General features: G+C 65.6%; 21 protein-coding genes. 12 read left to right on the plus strand and 9 right to left on the minus strand.

Annotation, left to right across the window (positions count from 1 at the left end):
* Positions 1 to 69: 69 nt before the first annotated feature.
* The 6 genes from KI242_RS07380 to KI242_RS07405 all read left to right on the plus strand — a co-directional run bounded on the left by KI242_RS07380 (position 70) and on the right by KI242_RS07405 (position 5,537).
* Positions 70 to 807 (plus strand): hypothetical protein, encoded by a 738-nt coding sequence (locus KI242_RS07380; protein WP_053149500.1) that lies wholly within the window; start codon positions 70 to 72, stop codon positions 805 to 807.
* A 25-nt stretch (positions 808 to 832) separates the two neighbouring features.
* The gene (locus tag KI242_RS07385) at positions 833 to 1,564 is read left to right on the plus strand and encodes a hypothetical protein (protein WP_212806023.1); all 732 of its coding nucleotides are present in this window, start codon (positions 833 to 835) and stop codon (positions 1,562 to 1,564) included.
* A 239-nt stretch (positions 1,565 to 1,803) separates the two neighbouring features.
* Positions 1,804 to 2,442, plus strand: a complete 639-nt coding sequence (locus tag KI242_RS07390) for a LysE family translocator (protein ID WP_011059744.1) — start codon at positions 1,804 to 1,806, stop codon at positions 2,440 to 2,442.
* Between the two features lie 104 nt (positions 2,443 to 2,546).
* Positions 2,547 to 3,896: a GGDEF domain-containing protein gene (locus tag KI242_RS07395; RefSeq protein ID WP_011059745.1), complete on the plus strand. Its 1,350-nt coding sequence runs from the start codon at positions 2,547 to 2,549 to the stop codon at positions 3,894 to 3,896.
* A gap of 159 nt (positions 3,897 to 4,055) precedes the next feature.
* On the plus strand, positions 4,056 to 4,586 hold the full coding sequence (locus KI242_RS07400) for a DUF4142 domain-containing protein (RefSeq protein ID WP_011059746.1): 531 nt from the start codon (positions 4,056 to 4,058) through the stop codon (positions 4,584 to 4,586).
* A 42-nt stretch (positions 4,587 to 4,628) separates the two neighbouring features.
* Positions 4,629 to 5,537, plus strand: coding sequence for an SDR family oxidoreductase (locus KI242_RS07405; protein WP_011059747.1), 909 nt, complete (start codon positions 4,629 to 4,631; stop codon positions 5,535 to 5,537).
* Between the two features lie 38 nt (positions 5,538 to 5,575).
* Here the strand turns inward: KI242_RS07405 and KI242_RS07410 are convergent, their stop codons facing one another.
* On the minus strand, positions 5,576 to 5,986 hold the full coding sequence (locus KI242_RS07410) for a low affinity iron permease family protein (RefSeq protein WP_072451069.1): 411 nt from the start codon (positions 5,984 to 5,986) through the stop codon (positions 5,576 to 5,578).
* Positions 5,987 to 6,188: 202 nt separating this feature from the next.
* Here KI242_RS07410 and KI242_RS07415 point away from each other — a divergent pair, with 202 nt between their 5' ends.
* Entirely contained in the window at positions 6,189 to 6,962 is a 774-nt protein-coding gene (locus tag KI242_RS07415; protein ID WP_019096079.1) for a GNAT family N-acetyltransferase, read from the plus strand.
* Positions 6,963 to 6,969: 7 nt separating this feature from the next.
* On the opposite strand, the gene KI242_RS07420 is transcribed toward KI242_RS07415, so the two are convergent.
* The 5 genes from KI242_RS07420 to KI242_RS07440 are packed head-to-tail and all read right to left on the minus strand — an operon-like array spanning position 6,970 to position 11,372.
* Positions 6,970 to 7,746 (minus strand): AraC family transcriptional regulator, encoded by a 777-nt coding sequence (locus tag KI242_RS07420; protein WP_011059750.1) that lies wholly within the window; start codon positions 7,744 to 7,746, stop codon positions 6,970 to 6,972.
* Positions 7,747 to 7,805: 59 nt separating this feature from the next.
* Entirely contained in the window at positions 7,806 to 9,095 is a 1,290-nt protein-coding gene (locus KI242_RS07425) for an FAD/NAD(P)-binding oxidoreductase (RefSeq protein ID WP_053156745.1), read from the minus strand.
* Positions 9,092 to 9,325, minus strand: coding sequence for a 2Fe-2S iron-sulfur cluster-binding protein (locus KI242_RS07430; protein ID WP_011059752.1), 234 nt, complete (start codon positions 9,323 to 9,325; stop codon positions 9,092 to 9,094). The genes KI242_RS07425 and KI242_RS07430 overlap by 4 nt, the downstream gene beginning before the upstream one ends.
* Positions 9,322 to 10,443: an FAD-dependent oxidoreductase gene (locus tag KI242_RS07435; RefSeq protein ID WP_212806024.1), complete on the minus strand. Its 1,122-nt coding sequence runs from the start codon at positions 10,441 to 10,443 to the stop codon at positions 9,322 to 9,324. Before KI242_RS07435 ends, KI242_RS07430 begins: the two co-directional genes overlap by 4 nt.
* Positions 10,440 to 11,372 (minus strand): 4-hydroxyproline epimerase, encoded by a 933-nt coding sequence (locus tag KI242_RS07440; RefSeq protein WP_065364415.1) that lies wholly within the window; start codon positions 11,370 to 11,372, stop codon positions 10,440 to 10,442. Before KI242_RS07440 ends, KI242_RS07435 begins: the two co-directional genes overlap by 4 nt.
* 275 nt (positions 11,373 to 11,647) lie before the next feature.
* Between KI242_RS07440 and KI242_RS07445 the strand changes: the two genes are divergently transcribed.
* From KI242_RS07445 to KI242_RS07460, 4 genes are all read left to right on the plus strand, one after another.
* On the plus strand, positions 11,648 to 12,568 hold the full coding sequence (locus KI242_RS07445) for a dihydrodipicolinate synthase family protein (protein WP_011059755.1): 921 nt from the start codon (positions 11,648 to 11,650) through the stop codon (positions 12,566 to 12,568).
* A 159-nt stretch (positions 12,569 to 12,727) separates the two neighbouring features.
* Positions 12,728 to 14,299: an APC family permease gene (locus KI242_RS07450; protein WP_053156751.1), complete on the plus strand. Its 1,572-nt coding sequence runs from the start codon at positions 12,728 to 12,730 to the stop codon at positions 14,297 to 14,299.
* Positions 14,300 to 14,331: 32 nt separating this feature from the next.
* Positions 14,332 to 15,906 carry an aldehyde dehydrogenase (NADP(+)) gene (locus KI242_RS07455; protein ID WP_015634494.1) on the plus strand — a complete coding sequence of 525 codons (1,575 nt, stop codon included), beginning with the start codon at positions 14,332 to 14,334 and terminating at the stop codon, positions 15,904 to 15,906.
* 88 nt (positions 15,907 to 15,994) lie between these two features.
* The gene (locus KI242_RS07460) at positions 15,995 to 17,005 is read left to right on the plus strand and encodes an Ldh family oxidoreductase (protein ID WP_210457458.1); all 1,011 of its coding nucleotides are present in this window, start codon (positions 15,995 to 15,997) and stop codon (positions 17,003 to 17,005) included.
* A gap of 57 nt (positions 17,006 to 17,062) precedes the next feature.
* Here KI242_RS07460 and KI242_RS07465 read toward each other — a convergent pair whose 3' ends face one another.
* Positions 17,063 to 19,219 carry a TonB-dependent siderophore receptor gene (locus tag KI242_RS07465; protein WP_053156757.1) on the minus strand — a complete coding sequence of 719 codons (2,157 nt, stop codon included), beginning with the start codon at positions 19,217 to 19,219 and terminating at the stop codon, positions 17,063 to 17,065.
* A gap of 231 nt (positions 19,220 to 19,450) precedes the next feature.
* Here KI242_RS07465 and KI242_RS07470 point away from each other — a divergent pair, with 231 nt between their 5' ends.
* Positions 19,451 to 19,987, plus strand: coding sequence for a GNAT family N-acetyltransferase (locus tag KI242_RS07470; RefSeq protein WP_053156760.1), 537 nt, complete (start codon positions 19,451 to 19,453; stop codon positions 19,985 to 19,987).
* Positions 19,988 to 20,044: 57 nt separating this feature from the next.
* Here KI242_RS07470 and KI242_RS07475 read toward each other — a convergent pair whose 3' ends face one another.
* Positions 20,045 to 20,419 carry a hypothetical protein gene (locus KI242_RS07475; protein WP_053156763.1) on the minus strand — a complete coding sequence of 125 codons (375 nt, stop codon included), beginning with the start codon at positions 20,417 to 20,419 and terminating at the stop codon, positions 20,045 to 20,047.
* A 218-nt stretch (positions 20,420 to 20,637) separates the two neighbouring features.
* Complete coding sequence (locus KI242_RS07480) at positions 20,638 to 20,925, minus strand: hypothetical protein (RefSeq protein ID WP_015634499.1); 288 nt, start codon at positions 20,923 to 20,925, stop codon at positions 20,638 to 20,640.
* Positions 20,926 to 21,281: the final 356 nt, after the last annotated feature.

Here is a 21,281-nt window from a genome sequence, read left to right on the forward strand (position 1 = left end):
AGCGCCCGCGCCGCGGAGGATAGTGCGACCTGAAATGGCGCTCTATCCGCCTGTCACAAGGAGTCGTGAATGATCCGTTGCTCTTCCCTGGCCCCGCTTCTGGGCAGCCTGGCCCTGCTGGCCGGTGCCACATCCGCCGCCGCCCAGTGCCTGCCGCCGCCACGCAATGCCGAAGTCCCGGGCTTTTCCCTGTGCAAGGACTGGCCGGCCTTTGCCGACCAGAGCATCAGCCTGCTGTCCGAGCAGGTTCCGGACCCCAGCGACACCGGCACCGATGACGGCACCTACAACCTGCAACTGGCAGTGCTGGACCGCAGCAGCGGACAGGCCCTGGCCAGCTATGAGCAGCCTGCCGCCTTTGTCTCCGACGCCTTTCGCCTGGAGAGCGTGAAGCTCGATACCGGGCGCTTCCAACTGACGCCTCAGGTTCGAGCGTTCGGGGTCCGGGCCGCGTTCGAGGGCTCGTCCCGGGTCAACCCGTTCAATCAGACCTGGCTCAGCCTCTACGTGCGCGAGGGCAGTACCCTGCGCCCGGTGCTGGAGAAGTTCGTGGCCCATTCCTACAACGGCGAATGGGATGGCCAGTGCGCCGGCGAGGGCACTAAAACCACGCGCACCCTGGATATCGCCAAGACCCGCAGCCACGGTTACGCCGACCTGATCGTGCGTTCGGTCAGCGTCAGTACCCAGAGCAAAAAAGTCGGGGAAGAATGCCAGTCCACCTCCGTGGCCGCCAAACCGGTGGTCAGCACCCTGCACTACGATGGCCAACGCTACGTCCTGCCCAATGGCTTCAGTGGCATCTGATACCGGCGATCGATAAGGAAGCTTGATGAACCTGCTTGAACAATCGACCCGTGGGCTGGTGCTGTGCGCGTTGCTGGGTGTGGCGACGATGGCGCTGGCCGAGTGCGACAACAGCCCCAATTCCCCGGGAGAACTCCATGTCTGCAAACCCTGGCCGGCGGAAGACGGCATCAACATCGGGGTTCGAGCATCGCCGATGCAAGGGGCAGAAAACGCCAAGGTACCTCGCTACAACCTGGATGTGGCGCTGCTGCTCGACGACAGCGGCTGGGCCGTGGCCAGCTACAACAAGGACCTGGCACGGCGTTCCGATGGCTTGGCCTTGCAGGGGTTGCAGATCGATACCGGGCGTTATCAGTTGAGCGAGGAGGAGCGGGCCTTTGGCCTGCGGGCCACCTACCGCCGCGCCTCAAGCACCCACCCCCATGAGAAAACCGTACTGACCCTGTTCGTGCGTGATGGCAAGGGCCTTCCGCCTAGGCTCGAAGGGCTGGTGGTGGATGAGCGCCGCGCTGAGCTCGGTCGTGGCGGTGAGTGTGTCGGGCGCAGCCGGACCCTGCACCGGACCCTGGAACTGGGCAACGGCCAGCGCAACGGCCATGCCGACCTGCTGGTGCGTACGCGAATCGTCGACACCGAGCATTTCAAGGGGCCGGCCGGTTGCGAGAGCCGCGACCTGGCGCCCAGGGACAGCCGTGTCACCTTGCACTACGACGGCCAGCGCTACCCCTTGCCGAAAACCTTGACGGGGGCGTGAACCATGCACAAGGGGCTCAACCACCTGAGCCTGGCCGTCAGCGATCTGGCCTCGCGATTGCTGGCCTGGCGCGATCATCCTTACCCGGGAATGCGCTTTTACTCCGCCGATTGAGAGACTGTTCCACAGGGGCAGCTGACGAAAGCGGCTGGTGGCAAGGTGCCTTGATCGTGCAGAATCCGCCACATTCCCCCTGTGCCTGGCGTTTTTGTCAGGCGCATCGTCCTGGAGTCTTGCTGATGACCTCATCGCTGTTGCTGGCCGTTATCGCCTCGGGTTTCATTTATGCAATCACCCCCGGGCCCGGAGTGCTGGCGGTGTTCGGCATCGGCGCGGCCCGCGGGCGGCAGGCGGGGGCCGGTTTTCTCTGCGGGCACATGCTGGGCGACGTGGTCTGGTGCAGCACGGCGCTGATCGCCATTGTCGGGGCCCGGGAGATCGGCAGCGATGCGTTCAATATCCTTGGCGTGCTCAGCGGCCTGTACCTGTTCTGGCTCGGCTTGCGGGCCATCCGCAGTAAACCGCGCGATGGCGATGAACCTCAGGGCCCGGCGCGCAACCCGTTCTGGCACGGGATCCTGTTCGGCCTGACCAATCCCAAGGCTTATCCGGTGGCGGTGGCAACCTTCACCGCGCTGCTCTCCAGCCGCGCGGAGCTGTTGACCTGGTCGATGCTGCCGGGGCTGATTGCCCTGAGTTTCCTTGGCGGCCTTGGCGCATACGCTATCCTCATCGGCATCGTCGGCGCGCGTAAGGTACGCAATTGGTACCAGCGCCACGAGCTGGCGATCACCCGGGTCTGCGGGGTGATGTTCATCGGTTTCGCGATCAATGCCCTGCTGCACGCAGTGCCAGGGTTGGTCGGCAACAAGGCGTGACGCGCCGCGCGGGTTGCGACGGTGTGCAGTTGCAGGCTTCGGCCTGCGACCGGGCTCAAGGGATGGGTACTCAGTGCATTTTTCATGGGTAGTAGCTTTCTCTGATGGCAACCAAGAACTCCGCGCCTCTGGCCAGTTTCATCGACCTGCTCCTGGACGCCGTGTGCGCCGTGGATGTCGAGGGTCGCTTCGTGTTCGTCAGCGCCGCTTGTGAGCGGGTCTTCGGCTACACCGCCGACGAGCTGATCGGCCGCCCGATGATCGAGCTGGTGCACCCGGCCGATCGTGAACGTACCTTGCAGGCCGCCCGGGAAATCATGGGCGGGGTGCCCAAGCCGAATTTCGAGAACCGCTACGTGCGCAAGGACGGGCGGGTGGCGCATATTCTCTGGTCGGCGCGCTGGTCGGAAGTGGACCAGTTGCGCATCGCCGTGGCCCGCGACATCACCGAGCGCAAGCAGGCGGAATCCCGGCAGGCGGCGCTGTACGCGATTTCCGAGGCGGCCCATGCCACCGAAGACCTGCTGGTGCTGTTCCGGCATGTGCATCGGATCATCGGCGAATGGCTGCCGGCGCTGAACTGTTCCCTGGCGCTCTACGACGAGCGCAGCGCCAGCCTGAGTTTTCCCTATCACGTCGATGACTGCGAGGGCAGCCCGGAACTGCCGGGCACCTTGATCGAACGCTTCTGTGTCGAGGTGCTGCAATGCGGCCAGCCCTTGCTGCTGGCGCCGGAGTGCCCGGTGAACCGGGTGCTCTGGAGCGAGTTCGCGGCTATCCAGGGTTCGCGCTGCTGGCTGGGCGTGCCGCTGAATTCGCAAAAGGGCACCATCGGCGTGCTGATGGTCAAGAGCGCCCCGGGCACCGAAAGCTACAGCGAACAGGACCAGGAACTCTTGCAGTACGTCAGCGCGCAGCTGGCCGCGGCCATCGAACGCAAGCAGCTGCATGCACGCCTGCACTACATGGCCGAATACGATCAATTGACTCACCTGCCCAACCGCGAACTGCTGCGCGAGCGCCTGCGTTCGGCCCTGGCCCGGGCCCGGCGCGAGTCGGGGCGCATGGCCCTGCTGTATGTCGACCTGGACAAGTTCAAGGAGGTCAACGACACCTGCGGGCACGCGGTGGGGGACATGCTGCTGCAAGCGGTGGCCAACCGGCTCAAGGGCTGCGTGCGGGAAACCGACACCGTGGCGCGGATCGGCGGCGACGAGTTCGTGATCCTGCTGGAGAGCGTGCAGCACAGCGAGGATGCCCAGCGGGTAGCGGAGAAGATCCGGCGGACGCTGGGCGAGCCGCTGCGCCTGGACGGCCACTCGTTGAACATCCTGCCGAGCATCGGCATCGGCCTGTATCCCGAGCATGGCCTGGAGGAAAAACAGCTGTTCAAGCACGCCGACGAAGCCATGTACGCGGTCAAGCGGGCACAGAAAAGCCGCTCCAACGCCTGAGCCGGCAGGCACCGGATGAAGCCCTGGCCCGGCCGTGCCGGGGTTCACCGTTCGTCGTGCAAGCGAGGGTTTTTCTAAACCTTTGCGCCCCCCACCTTTCCCTATGCAGACGGGAGCCATGGCTTCCGGCAGATCAATTTGCAAGCGGAGAGCCACCTCATGAACCCCATGGCCACAGTCATGCGCGGTGCCGGACTGGCACTGCTCCTGGGCCTTGGCGCCACCAGCGCCCTGGCCCAGTCCCCCGCGGATTTCATCGACGACGCCTCGGCCAAGGGCATGGCCGATATCGAAGCCAGCCGCCTGGCCCACCAGCAGACCTCATCCAAGGCGGTCAAGGAATACACCATCCAGGTGATCAACGACCGCACCACCGCCAACCAGCACCTGGCCAAGATCGCCAAGCAGCTGGACTTGCCGGTCGCCCCCCGGGAACAGGTGATGGACCAGGCCAAGCGCCTGATGCCCCGCGTACCTGAAGCCGAGGGCGAGGACTTCGATCGCGCCTACGCCGCCAGCCAGGTCAAGGCCACCGAAGAAGCCATCGAGCAGATCCAGCAGCAGGCGCAGACCAGTGAGGTGCCGGAGCTCAAGGCATTTGCCGAAGAGACCCTGCCCAAGCTGGAAAACCACCTGCAGATGGCCAAGGCCCTGCAGGCCGGGCGCCGGTCCGACCGGCTGGACGGTTGAGCCCGCCGTTGCCCCATCCTTGCCCTTTAGTTGGAGAGCACCATGTCGACTCAACCCGTATCCAATCAGTACGCGATGCAGGATCCCCTGACCCAGTACCCCCAGCCGGAATTTCCCGACCAGCCGCAAACGGCGCCGGGCATCGACCAGGACATGATTCCCCGTCCCGACCACGGCGAGCACAGCTATCACGGTTTTGGCCGGTTGCTGGGGCGCAAGGCCCTGATCACCGGCGGCGATTCGGGTATCGGCCGCGCGGCGGCCATTGCCTATGCCCGTGAAGGCGCGGACGTTGCCATCAACTACCTGCCCGAGGAGGAGCGTGACGCCCGCCAGGTGATAGAGCTGATCAAGGCCGCCGGGCGCAAGGCCGTTGCGCTTCCCGGCGATATCAGCGACGAACGTTTCTGCCGCGACCTGGTGCGCCGCGCCCATGAGCAACTGGGTGGGCTGGACATCCTGGTCAACGTGGCGGGCAAGCAGGTGGCGCAGGAGGACATCGCCGACATCAGCACCGCTCAGTTCGACGCCACCTTGAAGACCAACGTGTATGCCTTGTTCTGGATCTGTCAGGCGGCCTTGCCGCTGATGCCGGCTGGCGCCACGGTGATCAACACCGCGTCGATCCAGTCCTACCAGCCTTCGGCCAGCCTCCTGGATTACGCCACCACCAAGGCAGCGATCGTGGCTTTCACCAAGGCCCTGGCCAAACAGGTGATCGGGCGGGGGATCCGGGTCAACGCCGTGGCGCCGGGGCCGATCTGGACCGTACTGCAACCCAGTGGTGGCCAGCCTCGGGAAAAGATCCCGCAGTTCGGCCTGCAAACCCCCATGAAGCGTCCGGGGCAGCCGGCCGAATGCGCTCCCCTGTACGTGCTATTGGCGTCGCAGGAATCGAGCTACATCACCGGCGAAGTGTTCGGGGTCACCGGCGGCAACCCTTTGCCCTAGGATGATCGACGCAGGGGCCTGCCTTCGCCGAGCCGATCTCAGCACTGGTTGAGATCGGTCTTGTCCTGCTGGCTGGAGGTGCTGACGGACAGCTCGGAATCGCCGCCCTGGCCGATCTCGCGGTATTCGCGGCGCATCTGCTCCAGCTGCTTGAGGTCCAGCCCGTCCAGGCTGAGCATGGCGTTGTGGGCCGCCTTGGTGGCCCGCAGCAGCTCGTCGATCTTCAAGTGCAGAATGTCGTTGTCGCGGTTCTGGGTGTTCTGGATCAGGAACACCATGAGGAAGGTGATGATGGTGGTGGAGGTATTGATGATCAACTGCCAGGTGTCGTTGAAGTGAAACACCGGCCCGCTGAGCCCCCAGATCAGAATCAGCAACAGCGCGCCGAGAAAGGTTTTCGGGCTGCCGGCCCACATCGACAGCGCTTGCGAAATCTTCGAGAACTTCATGGCCGTGTTCCTTATGGGGAGGTGTCTGAAGGTGTGACAGCAGGGCTCTGGCGAAAGTGCTTTTTTTCCAGTGCCCGCTTACACCTCACAACACTCCTTCGCACAATAAAACAGGATTGTGCTGGAGCTGTCGGGGCGCTGGGCTTAACGTGGCCCGGGCCAGGTGCCCCATGGGGCGCCACGACGCTCAAGGAGGCAGCTTATGTCGGCCAGTACCGGTGCTTCGGTCATCGACCTGTATCACCAGGCGCAAGACTATTTCTTCGTTTCCATCTCCCAGTTCTATCGACGTTTCGGCAGTGGCCTGAGTGCCTATTGCACCGGGGTCGAAGCCAGCAGCCTGAACCTGTTGATGATGAATGTCTGCGCCGTCGACGAGCCGGGGGCGTTGGCCGAAGGCGTGGCGTTCCTGCAGCGCACGGGCATGCCGTTCTGTGTGGTGGTGCCCGAGGCGCTGGTGCCCCGGGTCAGCGGGCAATTGCACCAGCAGCATCTGCTGGCGGCGGACAAGACCACCTGCATGGTGCTCGATCTGACGCGCCATGAGCCCCGGCAAGCGCTTGCGGCGCAGGCCCAGGTGCGCTGTAGCGACCTGCGCCTGGAGGATTGGGCGCAGCCCGTGCAGAGTGCATTCGAGTCCGGCGAGGGAGGGATCGAGCAGTACCTGGCCCGGCATCGGGCGGCGCTGTCGGCGGGCCGGGCCCTGAGCCATTTCACCCTGTATGTCGAGGAGCGCCCGGTGAGTGCCCTGACCCTCTCGCTGCTGCCGGGGCTGGCGCGCCTGGATGACATCGGCACCGTGCAGGATTGCCAGGGCCAGGGCTATGCCACGGCGCTGATTCAAGCGGTGCTGGCGTTCGCCCGGGCCAGGGGCGCCAGGACCTGCGTGCTGGAAGCCTCCCTCGATGGCCTGTCGATCTACCGCAAGGCCGGCTTCGAACCGCTGTTCGACTACCGCACCTTCTGCCAGGAATGAGCCCGCCCTAGCGGGCAGCGTTCTGCCGGAACTGGCGCGGGCTGAGCCCGGTCAGGGCCTTGAACTGGCGGCTGAAGGCGCTGTGGTCGGTGTAGCCGCATTGCAGCGCCACCTCGGTGATGGGTTCTTCGGTGAGCAGCAACTGCGAAGCGTGTTCCAGGCGGACCTTGTGGATCATCTGCCGTGGCGTGAGGTGGAAGATGCGCTTGCAGTAGCGCTCCAGCTGGGCAGTGGACAGGCTGGCGATGCGGGTCAGGTCGTCCAGGCGGATGGCCTCGCTGTAGTGCTCGCGGATATGCCGGTCCACCGCTGCCAGGCGTTCATAGGCCGGATGGGTGTCATGGGCGGCCTGCAGGTCCAGGGAGATTCCGGCCATGCCGATGATCTGCCCGTCACGCCCGTACAGCGGCAGTTTGTGGGTCAGGCACCAGCCGGGCTCGCGGCTGCCATACAGATGCAGTTCCAGCTGGCCCTTGATGGTGATGCCCTGGCGCAGCACGCGCTGGTCCTGCTCGGTGTAGACCGGGCCGAGCACCGCCGGGAAGACTTCGGCGGAGGTCTTGCCCAGCAGGGGCCGCACATTCTTGAAACCGCAGCGCTGGGCCAGGGTCAGGTTCGCCACTCGGTAGCGGGCCTGCAGGTCCTTGATGAAGAACACCGCGCTGGGGATGCAGTCCAGCAGCGGGGTGATCGGCGCCATATTGGCCAGCAGGCCATTGAGGTCCCGGGGTGCATGGGCGGCGATGGCCCGGGGCAAGTGGTGCAGCTGTGCGCCATCGATCATCGTCTGCCTCTCTCTATGGGGGCTTGGGGGATGGATCTGGGTCGATAAAGCCAAGGGGTTCAGGGGCCGCCGTTTGCATTGTCGGCGCCGGGGCGTGCCTGCTGGCTGTCGAGCAGCAGCGTGGCGATCCGCGCCGGCACCAGGGGTGCCCGTGGCGGGGTGGGTGCCCAGCCGAATAGGCGGTGGGCCGCGCTGGCACAGACCCGGCCCTGGCAGGCGCCCATGCCGCAGCGGCTCTGCAGCTTGGCCTGGGCCCAGTCGGGGGCTGCGGCCACGGCGGCGTAGGGCACATCCTCGCACCGGCACAGCAGAGTATCAGCTCGGGCCAGTTGCAGGACCTGCGGTTGCAGCTCGAAATGCCGCAGCAGGCGCTCGGCAAAATGCTGCCAGTGACGGCGCTGCTGGATCAGTTCGGCGGCCTGGTCTGCCTGCCCGCTGGCCACACAGCCGGCGATCCGACCTTCGATCAGCGCCAGTTCGCTGCCACCGATGCCCGTGCACTCGCCGGCGGCCAGGACCTGGGGCAGGCTGCTGCGCTGTTGCTGATCGACCGCGATGGCGCCCTGTTCCAGGCGGCAGCCCAGGTGGTTGGCCAGGCGCACATTGGGCACCAGGCCGAAGCCGCAGGCCAGGTAGTCGCAGGGGATTTCCAGGGTGCGCCGGCCCTGGCGGATGCGCACGGCCTGCAGGTGCTGCTCGCCCAGCGCCTCGACCACGTGGGCGTTGCAGCGATAGCTCGGGGTGGCCAGGCTCAGGGCCTGGGCCAGCTTGTTCGGCCAGCGCCACAACTGGGCGGCAAAGCCCAGCAGCGAGGCCGCCGGGGCCTGTTCCAGCACCCGCACCACCCGGCCGCCGGCGCGGCGCGCGGTGGCGGCGCTGGCCAGCAGCAAGGGACCGCTGCCGGCGATCACCAGGGTCTTTCCTGCCACCGCCAGGCCGTTCTTGAGCAGCGCTTGCAGGCCGCCGGCCCCGGTCACCCCGGGCAGGGTCCAGCCGGGGAAGGGCAGCAGCAGTTCCTGGGCGCCACAGCACAGGATCAGTTGTTCGAATTCCACGTGCCAGGCCTGCCGGGCATCTTCGAGCAACAGGCTGTGGGTGCCCAGGGTCGAGATGATGCGGGTGGCACTGAGGTAGCGCACCGCCGGGTGCTGCAGCACCTTGAAGTGCTCGGCCTGGGCGGCGCTGGGCGGATGCTGGGGGCCGTGACGCCAGATCTGGCCGCCGGGGCGCGGGTTGTCATCGACGATCAGGATCGAGCTGGCGCTGTGGCTGGCGGCCTGGGCGGCGGCCAGCCCCGCCGGGCCGCTGCCGACGATGAGGATCTGGCACTGCAGGTGGCGGGCGGTCATTGGCTGCGCTCCACCTGCATGCCGTCCCGGCACAGGGTCTGGCAGGCCAGCTGGCGGCGGCCATCGATGGTCATCCGGCATTCCTGGCAGATGCCCATGCCGCAGAACACGGTCCGCGGCTGGCCACCGCAGGAGGTGCGGGTGCGCGGGTCGGCGCTGCCGGCCACGGCGGCGGCCACGCTGAGGCCGTCGGCCACCTGCAGGGCCTGCTGGTCCAGGTAGATGATCATGGCAAGTCTCCAGTCAGGGCGGCGAAGCGCCCGGGCAGATAGGGGCGCGGGTCGAGCACCGGGCATTCGCCCAGCATCAGGTCCACCAGCAGTCGCGCGCTGCCGGGGGCGGTGGTGACTCCCAGGCCTTCATGCCCGACCGCCAGCCACAGGCCCGGTTGCCGCGGGTGTTCGCCGAGGATCGGCAGGCCATCCGGCGTGGCGGCGCGAAAGCCGGTCCAGGCGCGGATGCCGTTGAGCTCGGCGAGCGCCGGCAGGTAGTCCACGGCGCGCCGCAGCATGGGCGCCAGTACGCTGGGGTCGATGGCCGGATCGAGGGTGTCGAACTGTCGGGACGAGCCGATCAGCAACTGGCCGGTGGGCCGCGGCTGGACATTGAACGCCACCGAGGTGCCGTGGCTGGCGTGGGCGCTGGCGGCGTAACCCAGCTCCACCAGTTGGTGGCCGACCTGTTGCGGGTAGCGGTCGCTGATCAGCAGATGGCCCTTCTTCGGGCGCAGGGGCAGGGCCGGCAACAGTTCCCGGGCAGCGAAGCCGTTGGCCAGCAGCACCCGTTGTGCCCTCAACACGCGACCGTCGGCGAGCTCCACCTGGTCCCCGGCGACGCTGCGCACCCGGGCTGCCTGGCGCCTGATCAGCGAAGCGTTGCCGAGCAGCCAGTGGGCAGTGGCCGGGGCGTAGAGAATCGCGTCGCCGGGGATCTTCAGCGCACCGGCCAGGCCTTTGCGCAACATCGGTTCCAGGCTCGCCAGCCGGGTGCTGTCCAGCAGCTCGCCGCTGATGCCGTGGTCGGCCAGGGCCTGCTGCTTGGTCCGCGCCAGGTCCCTCTCGTGGTGGTCGGCGGCCAACCACAAGGTGCCGCAGTTCCGGTAGGCGCAGGCCTCGGGCAGGCGTTCGCGCAGCTGCCGCCAGAGGCCGAGGGAGTAGTGACTCAAGGCCAGTTCCGCCGGGTTGTCGTCCATCACCACCAGATGGCCCATGCCGGCCCCGGTGGCACCGCCACGACCATCGTCGAGCACCTGCACCCGCAGGCCGCGCCGGGCCAGCTCATGGGCGCAGGCGGCACCGATGATGCCAGCGCCCACCACTATCACCTCGGCCTCGGCCACCGGCGTCACGAGCCGATGCCCCAGGCGAACGGATCGCTGTCGTCCAGCAGCAGAGTGGCTTCGGCGCTGATGTGGGCATTGCCGCGAAGGATCGGAATCAGTTGCTCGCCGACCTTCTCATAGTGGGCGCTGAACTGGCTGCCGATGACACTGGCCTGGCGCCAGGCCTGGCCCGGGGCGAGCTTGCCGTCCGCCGCCAGGCACGCCAGCTTGGCGCTGGTGCCGGTGCCGCAGGGCGAACGGTCGTAGGCCTTGCCGGGGCAGAGCACGAAGTTGCGGCTGTCGGCCTGCGGGTCGTCGGCGAACAGTTCGATGTGGTCGATGACCCCGCCCTCGGCGCCGGTGATGCCGGCGGCTTCGAGGGCCTGGCGCACGTCCCAGGTGTAGTGGGTCAGGGCTTCGACATTGTCCAGGGCAATGCGCTGGCCGTGGTCGCTGATCAGGAAGAACCAGTTGCCGCCCCAGGCGATGTCGCCGTGCACCTTGCCGTGGCCGGGCAGTTGCAGCATCACCTGGGTGCGGTAGCGGTAGGCGGGGACGTTGCGCACGCTCACCGACAGGTCCTCGTGCAGGGTGGCCTCGACGGTGCCCACCGGGGTTTCGATACGGTGCACGCCCTGGTCGATGCGCCCCAGGTGATACAGCGAGCGCACCAGGCCAATGGTGCCGTGGCCGCACATGCCCAGGTAGCCGCTGTTGTTGAAGAAGATCACTCCGGCACAGGCATCGCTGGCCTGCGGCTGGCACAGCAGGGCCCCCACCAGCACGTCGCTGCCCCTGGGTTCGAGGACGCAGGCCCGGCGCCACTGGTCGTGCTCGCGCTCCAGGATCTGCAAGCGTTCGGCCATGGAGCCGCGGCCCAGGTCGGGAAAGCCGTCGATGACCAGGCGGGTGGGTTCACCCCCGGTGTGGGAGTCGATCACGGTTATTTTTTTCATGAGGGCACCTGAGGGCAAAGAGCTACAGAGTGGCCTTGGCGGGGGCGCTGCCGCTTGTGGGTTTTCGCTGTCGTGGATGACGAAATCGGCACAGTCCGTTCGGCTGTAGAGGCGGTGTGCGAGGAACGCGCCGGTGAGCCGCGAGCGTCGGGCAAGTGTGCCGATTTCGTCTCCTTCGGGGTGAAAAGTCTCAAGCTGCGACGGGGATAAAAGGCGACTCTGGATTTCGTATCCAACGCCTGTCGGCCCGGCCGACCTCATACAAGGACAAGACCATGAGCCGTAAAGCCATCCAGTGGAGCGGTGTGTTCCCCGCAGTGACCACCCAGTTCAACGCCGATTTTTCCCTGAACCTGCAAGCCACCCACAAGGTCATGCGCAGCCTGGTGGACGATGGCGTCTCGGGGCTGGTGGTGTGCGGCACCGTGGGGGAGAACACCTCGTTGACCACCGCGGAAAAACTCGCGGTGATCGAAGTGGCCAAGGACGCCGCCGGCGGCCGGGTGCCGGTGATTGCCGGGGTGGCCGAATTCACCACCGAGTTTGCCCGCAACACCGTGCGCGAGGCCGCCAGGGCCGGGGCCGACGGGGTGATGGTGATGCCCGCCCTGGTGTACTCGGCCAAGCCCCATGAGACCGCCGCGCATTTTCGCGCCGTGGCCACCGGCACCGACCTGCCGGTGATGGTCTACAACAACCCGCCCATCTACAAGAACGACGTCACCCCCGACGTACTGATCGCCCTGCAGGACTGCGAGAACATCGTCTGCTTCAAGGATTCCTCCGGCGATACCCGGCGCTTCATCGACCTGCGCAATGCCGTCGGCGACCGCTTCGTGCTGTTCGCCGGGCTCGATGACGTGGTGGTGGAAAGCGTTGCGGTGGGCGCCGAGGGCTGGGTCTCCGGGATGTCCGTGGCCTTCCCCAAGGAGGGCGAGACGCTGTTCCGCCTGGCCAAGGAAAAGCGCTTCGAGGAAGCCCTGGCCCTGTACCGCTGGTTCATGCCGCTGCTGCACCTGGATGCCCGTCCGGACCTGGTGCAGTGCATCAAGCTCTGCGAGGAACTGGTAGGGCGTGGTTCGTCCATTACCCGGCCGCCGCGCTTGCCGCTGCAGGGCGAGACCCTGGCCGAGGTCAAGGCGATTGTCGCCAAGGCCCTGGCCACGCGCCCGAGCCTGCCCAACGTCGGCTTGTAAGGCGTTCACGGGCGCCCAGGGTGAAGGGCGCCCGCTTCCAAACAACAGCTCCGGGCAGCCACAAGGCACAGCCCGGGTGCAGTGCTGCAAGCGTCGGACGGCCCCGCCGACGTGACATTCCATCTGCCCATTCCAATAATCCAAAACAGGCGCAGCCCCATGTCAGGCAAAGGCAAATTCAAGAAACAACTCTCTCTGGTGGACCTGACCTTTATCGGTCTGGGTGCGATTTTCGGTTCCGGCTGGCTGTTCGCTGCCAGCCACGTTTCGGCGATTGCCGGGCCGGCGGGGATCTTTTCCTGGCTGCTGGGCGGCTTTGCCGTACTGCTGCTGGGCATCGTCTACTGCGAGCTGGGGGCAGCCCTGCCCCGGGCCGGCGGGGTAGTGCGCTATCCGGTGTTTTCCCACGGGCCGCTGCTGGGCTACCTGATGGGGTTCATCACCCTGATCGCCTTTTCCAGCCTGGTGGCGATTGAAGTGGTGGCGGCCCGGCAGTACGCCGCGGCCTGGTTCCCGGCGCTGACCCACGAGGGCTCGAGCAACCCGACGATCATCGGCTGGCTGGTGCAGTTCGCCCTGTTGTGCCTGTTCTTCTGGCTCAACTACTACAGCGTCAAGACCTTCGCCAAATCCAACAACTTCATCAGCCTGTTCAAGTTCATCGTGCCGCTGCTGGTGATCGGGGTGCTGTTCACCTTCTTCAAGCCCGATAACTTCCATGTCCAGGGCTTTGCGCCGTTCGGTCTCTCGGGGATCGAGATGGCGGTCTCGGCGGGGGGCATCATCTTTGCCTACCTGGGGCTGACCCCGATCATTTCCGTGGCCAGCGAAGTGCGCAATCCGCAGCGCACCATTCCCATTGCCCTGATCCTTTCGGTGCTGCTCTCGACCCTGATCTACGGCCTGCTGCAACTGGCCTTCCTGGGCAGCATTCCCACGGAAATGCTGGCCAACGGCTGGAGCGGCATCAGCAAGGAGTTCTCTCTGCCGTACCGCGATATCGCCCTGACGCTCGGGGTGGGCTGGCTGGCCTACCTGGTGGTGGCCGACGCGGTGATCTCCCCCAGCGGCTGCGGCAACATCTACATGAACGCCACGCCGCGGGTGGTCTACGGCTGGGCCCGTACCGGGACCTTTTTCAAGATCTTCACCCGCATCGACGAAGAGTCCGGCATTCCGCGTCCGGCGCTGTGGCTGACCTTCGGCCTGTCGGTGTTCTGGACCTTGCCGTTCCCTTCCTGGGAAGCCCTGATCAATGTGGTCTCGGCAGCCCTGGTACTGAGCTATGCAGTGGCGCCCATCAGTGTCGCGGCCTTGCGCAAGAGCGCGCCGGAGTTGGCGCGGCCGTTCCGCGTGCGTGGTTTTTCCCTGCTGGGGCCGGTGTCCTTCGTGATCGCGGCGCTGATCGTCTACTGGTCGGGCTGGGGCACGGTGTCCTGGCTGCTGGGGCTGCAGATCCTGATGTTCGTGATCTACCTGTTGTGCAAGCGCCTGGTGCCCACCGATCACTTGAGCCTTGGCGAACAGGTGCGTTCGTCCCTGTGGCTGATCGCGTTCTATGCCCTGACCATCGTCATTTCCTACCTGGGCAGCTTCGGCGGCATCGGCGCCCTGGCTCACCCCTTCGACACCCTGACCGTCACCCTCATGGCCCTGTGTATCTACTACTGGGGCGCCAACACCGGCGTGCCCGGCGCCAAGCTGGTGCTGGACGGCGATGAGGTGGAATGAGGGTGCCCACTTTCAAGCAGACGAGGCAAACCATGACTGTTACTGGACAGATGCTGATCGGCCAGCAAGCCGGCTTAGGCACCCACGGGCATATCCATGGGCTGAACGCGGCCACCGGCGAGGTGCTGCAACCGGCTTTTGGCGGGGCCGCACCGGCCGACCTGGAGCGTGCCTGTGCCCTGGCCCAGGCGGCGTTCGAGCCTTATCGGCTGTTGCCGCTGGAGCGGCGGGCGGCGTTTCTGGAGAGTATCGCCAGCCAGATTCTTGAGCTGGGGGATGAACTGATCGAGCGTTGCCTGCTGGAAACCGGCCTGCCCCGTGCCCGCCTGGAAGGCGAGCGCGGGCGCACTGTTGGCCAGTTGCGGCTGTTTGCCGCGGTGGTGCGCAAGGGCGGGTTTCTCGGGGTGCGGATCGACCCGGCGCAGCCCGGGCGCCAGCCTTTGCCCAGGGTCGACCTGCGCTTGCGGCAGATGGGTCTGGGGCCGGTGGCGGTGTTCGGTGCGTCGAACTTTCCTTTGGCCTTTTCCGTGGCCGGCGGCGATACCGCATCGGCCCTGGCGGCGGGCTGCCCGGTGATCGTCAAGGCGCACTCGGCCCACCCCGGCACCTCGGAACTGGTGGCCCAGGCCATCGCCCGGGCGGCACGGCAGCAGGGAATGCCCGAAGGGGTGTTTTCACTGTTGTTCGACAGTGGCCGGGATATCGGCCAGGGGCTGGTGGCGGACTCGCGGATCAAGGCCGTGGGTTTCACCGGCTCGCGCAGCGGCGGGATGGCCCTGATGCAGATCGCCGCGGCGCGCGCCGAGCCGATCCCGGTGTATGCGGAAATGAGTTCGATCAATCCGGTGCTGCTGTTGCCCCATGCCCTTGAGGAGCGCGGCGAGCAGATCGCCCCGGCGTTTGTCGCCTCGCTGACCCAGGGCGCCGGGCAGTTCTGCACCAACCCGGGGTTGATCCTGGCCGTCGATGGGCCGGCGTTGCAGCGTTTTGAGCGGGCCGCCGCCGAGGCCCTCGGCCACGTGGCGGCGCAGACCATGCTCACGCCGGGCATTTACCGCAGCTACTGCCAAGGCGTGGCCAGCCTCGCGGCGCATGCCCGGGTGCAGCTCCTGGCCCAGGGCCCGGAAGGGCAGGGCCAGCAGGCGCGCGGGGCATTGTTCGCCACCTCGGCCGCGACGTTCATGGCGTGCCCCGAGTTGCGCGGGGAGATCTTTGGCCCGGCCTCGCTGATTGTCCGCTGCGCCGACTTGACTGTCCTGCAACAGGTACTGCGCAGCCTGGAGGGCCAGCTGACCATTGCCATTCACCTGGGCGAGGGCGATCAGCCGCAGGTGCGGGCGCTGCTGCCGCTGCTGGAGAGCAAGGCCGGGCGCCTGCTGGCCAACGGTTTCGGCACCGGTGTCGAAGTGGCCCATGCCATGGTCCATGGCGGGCCGTTCCCGGCCACTTCCGACAGCCGCAGCACTTCCGTGGGCAGCCTGGCGATCCAGCGCTTCCTGCGCCCGGTGTCCTACCAGGACCTGCCCGAGTCGCTGTTGCCGGCTGAACTGCACAGCGCCAATCCATTGCAGGTGCCGCAGCTGCTCGACGGCCAGGGCCCGGGCTGACCCGAGGCGCGCCTGCTCATCCTTCTTGCCTTACCTATCCGCAAACTCTCCCACAGGAGCGTTCCCCACCTGCCATAGAGGTTCCTGCATGTCTGAATACATCACCCTGTCACTGGATGAAGTCTGTGCCCTGTCTTATCAGGTCCTCACTCGTCACGGCCTGTCCGACGCCCATGCCCGGGCGATCGCCGAGGTCATCACCCAGGGCCAGCGTGACGAGTGCCACTCCCATGGGGTGTATCGTCTGCTGGGCTGCGTACGTTCGGTGCGCGAGGGCCGGATAGACCCCCGGGCCGAACCCAGCCTGCGGCATGTTTCTCCCGGGGTGCTGGAGGTGGATGCCCATTACGGCTACTCCCTGCTGGGTTTTCATACCGGTTTGCCGATCCTTGCGGAAAAGGCCCGCAGCCAGGGGATCGCCGCCATGGTGATCAAGCGCTGCTTCCACTTTTCCGCGCTGTGGCCGGAGGTCGAGGCGATTGCCGACTACGGCCTGGTAGGGATGGCGATGAACCCCAGCCATAGCTGGGTGGCCCCGGCGGGCGGGCGTCATCCGGTGTTCGGCACCAACCCCCTGGCCTTTGCCTGGCCGCGCCCGGGGGCCCAGCCTTTTGTCTTTGACTTCGCCACCAGTGCCATTGCCCGAGGGGATATCGAACTGCATGCACGCCAGGGCAAGCCGATTCCCGAGCACTGGGCCATCGACGCCGATGGCCAGCCCACCACTGATGCCAAGGCGGCGTTGCAGGGCGCCATGCAGACGTTCGGCGGGCACAAGGGTTCGGCCCTGGCGGCGATGATCGAGTTGCTGGCCGGTGCCCTGATCGGCGACCTGACCAGTGCCGAGTCCATGGCCTTCGATGGAGGCGTGGGGGCTACGCCCTGCCATGGGGAACTGGTGCTGGCGTTCGATCCCAGGGTGTTTTTGGGGGAGGGCTATGAGCAGGGGCTGGAACGGGCGGAAGGGTTGTTCGCGGCGATTGCCCGACAGGGCGCACGGCTGCCGTCACAGCGGCGTTTTGCGGCCCGGGCCCGCAGCCTGGAGCACGGGGTGCAGATTCCCCGAGGGCTGCTGGAGGATATTCGCGCGTTGCTCTGAGGCCTGTTCGCCGGCAGCCGGTTCCTGCGGATGAGTGCAGGAGCCGGCTTTACGGCATCAGAAGCGTACGTTGGCCGCCAGCTCGGCGGAGCGCCCCGGCGCGACGGTGGCGAACATCCCCACGTGGGAGGCGTCGTAGTAAGTCTCGTCGGTGAGGTTGAGCACGTTGAGTTGCAGGTCCAGGTTCTTGTTCACCCGGTAGGCGAGCATGGCGTCGTAGCGCCAGTAGGAATCGAGGCTGCGGGTGTTTTCATCGTTGGTATAGCGCTTGTCCACATAGTTGGCGCCGCCGCCGACCTTCCAGCGGTCGGTGAGGGCGTAGGTGGTCCAGACCGAGCCGCTGTTGGGGGCGATGAACTTGGCCTGGTTGCCATCGAAGTTGGTGTTTTTTCCGGACGCATACTTGACCGTCTTGGCATCCAGGTAGGTGTAGCCCGCCATCACTTCCCACTGCTCGGTGAGATGGCCGGTGGCTCCCACTTCAAACCCCTTCACCTCGACGTCGCCGTCCAGCGTGACCTCGTTGCTGATCGGGTCGTAGGTCCGGGCGTTGGTCTTCTCGGTCTTGAACAGGGCCGCGGTCAGGGACAGGCGTTCGTTCAGCAGGTCCCACTTGGTGCCCAGCTCGATGCTGCGGCTCTTTTCCGGATCCAGGTTGCTCAACCGCCCGCCCGCGGCGCCGTCGGCCCCCCCGGATTGCCCGGCGGTTTCCCCTGATGGGTTGAACGAGGTGCCGTAGGACAGGTAGATGCTGCCGTACGGCAGCGGCTTGAAGACGATGCCGCTCTGGTAGGTCCAGAGGTTGCTGCGGTTGCTCTGCACACCATCTCGCACGTGGTAGTTGTCGAAGCGCGCCCCCAGGTTCAGGTCCCATTGTTCATGCAGGGCCAGGGTGTCCATCACGTACAGGGCGCGGTTGTTGTGCTTGGTAACGCGATGCTGGCCATCGCCGCGTGGCACCGGGGTGAAGGGATCCTTGGGGTTGGGGTTGTTCAGGTCACCGAGGTCGGCGCTGCCCGCGCTGCCATAGCGGTTTTTCTCGTCGATCCGTTCCCGGGAGAATTCCAGGCCGGCGCTGTAGCTGTGGCCGATGGAGCCAGTGTCGAACTTGCCGAAAATATCGGTCTGGTTGATCAGCGAGGTATTGACCACGTTACGTGGGCGAGCGGTGCGTTGTGCGAGGTTGTTGCGCTCCTGGGCCGGTGTCGCAATCGGCCGGCTCATGATGTAGTCCTGCATGCTGCGCCCCTGGCGTGTGGTGTTGCGCAGGGTCAGGTGGTCATTGAAGTCGTGTTCCAGTTGCAGGGTGAAAAGGTCGGCCGAGGTCTTGCGGAAGTCGCGTTTGCTGAAGCCGTAGAAATTGTCCCGGTCGACCTTGACCGGCTTGCCGCTGATGGCCGATACCGGAACACCCTGGTCGGGAATGTCGTCGCTCTGCATGTGGTAGTAGCTGAGGGTGCCGCGGGTATCGGTGTTCAGGCCGAAGGAAAAGCTCGGCGCCAGGCCCCAGCGGGTGACTTCCACATCGTCGCGCCCGGGGGTATCGGCTTCATGCTTCATGGCGTTCAGGCGCAGCGCCATGTTCTGTTCGGGCAGGTACTGGTTGAGGTCGACGGTGGTGCGGCGCAGTTGATCGGTGCCCAGGGTCAGGCTGCCGGCGGCGAAGGTTTCCTGCTGCGGCACTTTGCTGACCAGGTTGATGGTGCCGCCGGTGGAACCGCGCCCCGCGTAGGCCGAGCCCGGGCCCTTGACGATCTCGATCTGCTCGACGTTGAAGGCTTCGTGGGTCATGCGCCCGACATCGCGAATGCCGTCGATCATGATGTCGGTGCTGGCTTCGAAACCACGGATGAAGGGCCGGTCGCCCAGCGGCGTGCCGCCTTCGCCCGCGCCGAAGGTGATTCCCGGCGTGGTGCGCAGGGCATCGGCCAGGGTCGACACCGCACGCTCCTGCATCAGGGATTCGGTGATGATGGTCACCGACTTCGGGGTTTCGCGCAGCGGTGCGGTGAACTTCACCGAATCCGATGTTTCGCGCTTGTATCCCGGCTTGTGTTCGCCCTTGACGTGGGTGGTGCCGAGGGTGACGGATGCCGGGTCGGATGGGCGTTCGGTGGATTGCTCGGTGGCGCCTAGGCTGGCTTCGCTAAGGGCCATCAAACCGAGGGATGTGGACCACAACTTCCATGGGTGTGGGCGGGCAGGACTGGACATTTCAGATAAAGCCTCCGTTTTATTTGGAAGTGATTCTCATATGCGAATTTATGTCATTCAATCAGAACTATCTGAACAATCATGTCGAAAAGTGTATGCGTCGTTGTATGCGCGATAGCCGGCCCCTCTTCAGGAGCGCTACCAAGGGGCCGTGGCCTGTTGCTGAACCGGAGGGTTCTTTTTTTTCCGGCGTTGCGGTTTCATGAGCGCCCCCTTTCAGGAAGCTCACGGATGAACCTGCATTTCGAAACCGCCCGCCTGTTGCTGCGCCCCCGTACCCTTGAGCACTTCCAGGCGTGCCTGGGTATGGATCAGGATCCCGAAGTCACGCGCTTCATCCCCGGGACCTGGGATGGCGGGCAGTGGCACAGGGACTTTTTACAGGGGCGCATGACCCAGGATTTCGGCCCGCGCTGCGGGTATTGGGCGATCTTCGCCAAGGACGCGCCGGATGAGTTGCTGGGCTGGGTTTCCTTCATTCCCTTCGATGCTGTGGGGCCCGAGCTGGAAATGGGCTGGCGCCTGGTGCGGCGGGCCTGGGGGCGGGGTTTTGCCAGCGAGGCCGCGCGGCGGATCGTCGAGCATGCGTTTGCCGACCCGGCGGTGCAGCGCATAGTCGCCGATGCCCATGTCGACAACGAGGCGTCGTTGGCGGTGGCGCGCAAGGTCGGTTTTCGCTTCACTCACAATGCCGATTTCGAAGGCTTGCCCTGCCGCTTCTTTGCAATGACCCGTGAGGATTTTTGCCAGCAACGGCCGGCTGGCTGAGGCGGGGGGCAAGCGTGGGGCGCCGTTGGCGGCGCCCCGTATGGTCCATGCCTGCCGTCAGAGGTGGCGGCTGACCCACCACAGCACCAGGAAGGCAATGACGGCCACCAGGGCCGCGAACTGGAACATATTGATCAGCCACTTCAGGCCCAGGGGGAATTTCCTGTAGTCCTTCACGTTCAGGCCGCCGTTGCGCAGGAACAGGTGGGGCATGGCGAACAGTGCGCCGATGCACAGCAGCATGAAGAAACGGCTAAGGGGGTCCTTGCCTAGGAGCGGCATGCGGATGGCAATGACCCGGCAGCGCGACAGGTGCTTGACCATGTCATCAAGCCTGAAATAGCCCAGGTAGACCTGGATCGCCAGGGACACCAGCCCGGCCATGACCACCAGGACCCAACCCGCGGTATAGATATCTTTTGCGTTACACATATCTCTTCAGTGACCTCCTCAAGGTGGCGACCACGCGCTCAGCGTATTGCTCCTCCAGTGAGCCCTGGCACGCAGGGCAGCCGGCCACCATAGCACTTTGGGAGCCGTGTCGGGCGCAGGTGCTCCGGTACCCAGGGGCCAATGAGCGCCGCATCAGGGCTGTTTAGCGCGGTCGTAGCCCTGGTCGGAGGCTGGGAGAGAGGGGGGGCAGGGCGGCCCTAGAGCTTGGCGCAACGCTCCACATCGGCCTGGGTGGTGACCTGGGTGTCGATGCCCAGGCGGTATTTGCAATAGTCGATGATCATCTGGCGCTGTTCATCGGTGAGCTTTTCCACGCGCCGGTAGTCGCCGTCATTGGCGTGGATGTTGAAGAATTCCAGGCGCAGGGTCGGGGATGTCTTGATAAACCAGCGGGTATGGGTTTCAGCCTCTTCAAGCTCGGTGTAGTAACCGAGGTTGAGCACCATCAGCAGGATGAGGGAGAGCAGCAACAGCAGTGTTTTCAAGGCACGGCTCCTTCCGTGGGGGGGCGCCAGGGGCGCGGGCTGCGAATGCTTCAGGTTTTTCCCCGGCTTGGCAAGCGCTCGGGCAGGAGGGGGGACAGCATCGATGGCGGGATTGGCTTCAGGTTCAGCAAGCAGACAGTTGCGCACTGGTAAAAATATCGGCACGCCGGGCAGGAGCCGGGCGGTGACAGGGGGCAAATGGTTTCAAGCGGATTCACGGCAGGTTGCCAAGAGTCTGCCGGGGCGAATGGCCCGGTGCATCCGTTTGCGAACCGCAGAGCGATCGTGGGCTCTGTACGAAAACTACCTGCGCTTCGATCAGACTGCGTTAAAAACAGGCTCGGAATGCTCATTTA

This window comes from Pseudomonas sp. Eqa60 (genome assembly GCF_018326405.1).
Taxonomy (GTDB): domain Bacteria; phylum Pseudomonadota; class Gammaproteobacteria; order Pseudomonadales; family Pseudomonadaceae; genus Aquipseudomonas; species Aquipseudomonas protegens.